Raw genomic sequence first — 2,919 nt, forward strand, 5'->3', positions numbered from 1 at the left:
CGGATTGGGGGGCGGCGGGGGTGTCGCGCGCATGGCCGTTCCACACCCCGCTGTCCGTCGCGTGGGTGTGGGTGTTGCCCCGCGATGCCAGAGCACGGATGACTTCAATACAACGCGCGCGCCCGCAACGTGCCATCGATCGCGGCAAGCTCGTTGCGCAGGGCCGCCGCATGCTCTTCCGTCGTGGTCACATCGATCACGACATAACCCACCTGTCCCGACGTCTGCAGGTACTGGCCGTCGATATTGACGGCGGCGCGCGAGAAGACGTCGTTCACCCGCGAGAGCACGCCGGGAATGTTGCGATGAATGTGCAGGAGGCGGCGGCTGGTCGCGTGGCCGGGGAGCGAGACCTCGGGGAAATTCACCGCCGAGAGCGTGCTGCCGTTGTCGCTGTAGCGCACCAGTTTGGAGGCCACCTCGATACCGATGTTCTCCTGCGCTTCGCCGGTGCTGCCACCGACGTGCGGGGTCAGGATCACGTTGTCCATGCCGACCAGCGGTGAGACAAACGGATCGTCGTTGCCCTTGGGTTCAACCGGGAAGACATCGATGGCTGCGCCGGCCAGGTGCTTCGAATGCAGCGCGGCGGCGAGCGCGTCGATGTCGACGACCGTGCCGCGCGATGCGTTGATCAGCATGCTGCCGGGGCGCATCCGGCCGATCTCGGCCGCGCCGATCATCAGCTTCGTCTGCGGGGTTTCCGGCACGTGCAGCGTCACGACGTCGGCGCGCTCGAGCAGGTCCTCCAGGTTCGACGCGGGGCGGGCGTTGCCCAGCGAAAGCTTCGCCTCGACATCGTGGAAGATCACCCGCATGCCCAGCGATTCGGCGAGGACGCCGACCTGCGTGCCGATGTGGCCGTAACCGACGATGCCCAGCACCTTGTCGCGCACTTCAAAGCTGCCCGCAGCGGACTTCGACCAGCCGCCGCGATGGCACTGCGCGTTCTTCTCGGGGATGCGGCGCATCAGCATGATCGCCTCGGCGATCACCAGCTCGGCCACGCTGCGCGTATTGGAATAGGGCGCGTTGAACACGGGCACGCCGAGCCGCTCGGCCTCGGCTGTGTCGACCTGGTTGGTGCCTATGCAGAAGCAGCCCACGGCGATCAGCCGGCGCGCCTCGGCCAGTACCTCGGCGGTCAGGTGGGTGCGTGAGCGGATGCCTACGATGTGCGCGTCCGCGATGCGTTCGCGCAGCTCGTCCTCGGGCAGGGATTTCTCGTGGAACTCGATCTGGGTGTAACCGGCCTGGCGGAAGGTATCCAGGGCGCTCCGGCTGACGCCTTCCAGGAGCAGCACCTTGATGTCCTCTTTGGGGTACGACGTGCGCTTCATGGCCAGCCCGGTCTCCAGCGAAGTGAAGCCCCACTATGCCAGAACGTGACCGCGATGTTGCAGTGCAGTGGACGAGGTCGCCTCGCACGGGCACCCTCGGGTGGCCACCCTTGCGAGACACCCATGAGCGATCCGCGCCTGACCGAACTCGCCCGCCAGCTGCCCGGCCTGAAGCTCTCCACCGAGCCCGGGGACCTGGAACACCATGGCCGTGACTGGACCCGACGCTGGACGCCCGCGCCGCTGGCGATCGCCTTTCCGGCGGACATCGCAGAGGTCCAGGCGCTGGTCCGCTGGGCCAACGAGCATGAGGTCGCCATAGTGCCGTCGGGCGGCCGCACCGGGCTCTCCGGCGGCGCCGTAGCCGCGAACGGCGAGCTGGTCGTCTCGCTGGACCGGATGAACAAGGTGCTGGCCTTCGATCTGGTCGACCGGACCCTGACGGTCCAGCCCGGCATTGCGCTTGAGGCGGTGCACAACGCGGCGAAGGAACACGGGCTGATCTATCCGGTGGATTTCGCCGCACGCGGTTCCTGCCAGGTCGGCGGCAATATCGCGACCAACGCGGGCGGCATCCGGGTCATCCGCTACGGCAACACCCGGCAGTGGGTCATGGGCCTGAAGGTCGTGACCGGCAGCGGCGAGTTGCTGGACCTCAACAAGGGCCTGATCAAGAACGCGTCGGGCTACGACCTGCGCCACCTGTTCATCGGCTCGGAAGGCACCCTGGGCATCGTGGTCGAAGCCACGCTGGCGCTGACGTCGCCGCCGCCTGCGACCCAGGTGATGCTCCTGGCCGTGCCGGCCATGGATGCGCTGATGAAGGTGTTCGCCGAGGCGCGTCATCGGCTGCGCCTGGAGGCGTTCGAGTTCTTTACCGACCGGGCGCTGCACCACGTGCTCGCGCATGGCGCGCAGGCCCCGTTTGATGAGACACACCCGTTCTACGTGGTCACCGAGTTCGACGCCGCTGACGAGAAGGCGGAAGCGGACGCCCTCGGCTTCTTTGAGCTTTGCATGGAGGAGGGCTGGGTCGTAGACGGCGTGATCTCCTCGTCGGACGCCCAGGCCGCGGCCCTGTGGCGGCTGCGCGAAGGCATCACGGAGAGCCTGGCGAAGTACAAGCCGTACAAGAACGACGTGTCGGTGCGGATCTCACGGGTGCCGGCCTTCATGGCCGAGATGCAGGCCTTGCTCGAAGAGGGCTACCCGGATGTCGATGTGGTCTGGTTCGGCCATATCGGCGACGGGAACCTGCATATCAACGTACTTAAGCCGGACGGCGTCGAGTACGCCACCTTCGTCGAGCAGTGCGAGCATGTGACGACGCTGCTGGTCGAGACCCTGGAGCGGCATGAGGGTTCGATATCGGCCGAGCTCGGGATCGGGGTGGTCAAGAAGCCGTGGCTGGGCAGTGTGCGTTCGGAGGCGGAGATTGCCTTGATGCGGGGGATCAAGGGGGTGCTGGACCCGAAGGGGCTGATGAACCCGGGGAAGTTGCTTTAGCCCGGGAGCATCGGGGGGGGCCGCGCGGCCCCCAACGGCGGGGGGGGGGGGGGGGGGGGGGGGGGGGGGGGGG

Annotated in this window: 2 protein-coding genes; one reads left to right on the forward strand and one right to left on the reverse strand. The window is 67.3% G+C overall.

Translation table 11 applies throughout. The annotated features are described in order from the left end of the window. Positions 1-104: 104 nt before the first annotated feature. Positions 105-1,346, reverse strand: coding sequence for a phosphoglycerate dehydrogenase (gene serA, locus ACTHLF_RS18830; RefSeq protein WP_440329387.1), 1,242 nt, complete (start codon positions 1,344-1,346; stop codon positions 105-107). 117 nt (positions 1,347-1,463) lie between these two features. On the opposite strand from serA, the gene ACTHLF_RS18835 reads away from it, so the two are divergent. Next, positions 1,464-2,846: an FAD-binding oxidoreductase gene (locus tag ACTHLF_RS18835; RefSeq protein WP_440329385.1), complete on the forward strand. Its 1,383-nt coding sequence runs from the start codon at positions 1,464-1,466 to the stop codon at positions 2,844-2,846. The last annotated feature ends 73 nt before the right edge of the window (positions 2,847-2,919 follow it).

Source organism: Luteibacter sp., from assembly GCF_051958795.1.
GTDB lineage: Bacteria > Pseudomonadota > Gammaproteobacteria > Xanthomonadales > Rhodanobacteraceae > Luteibacter.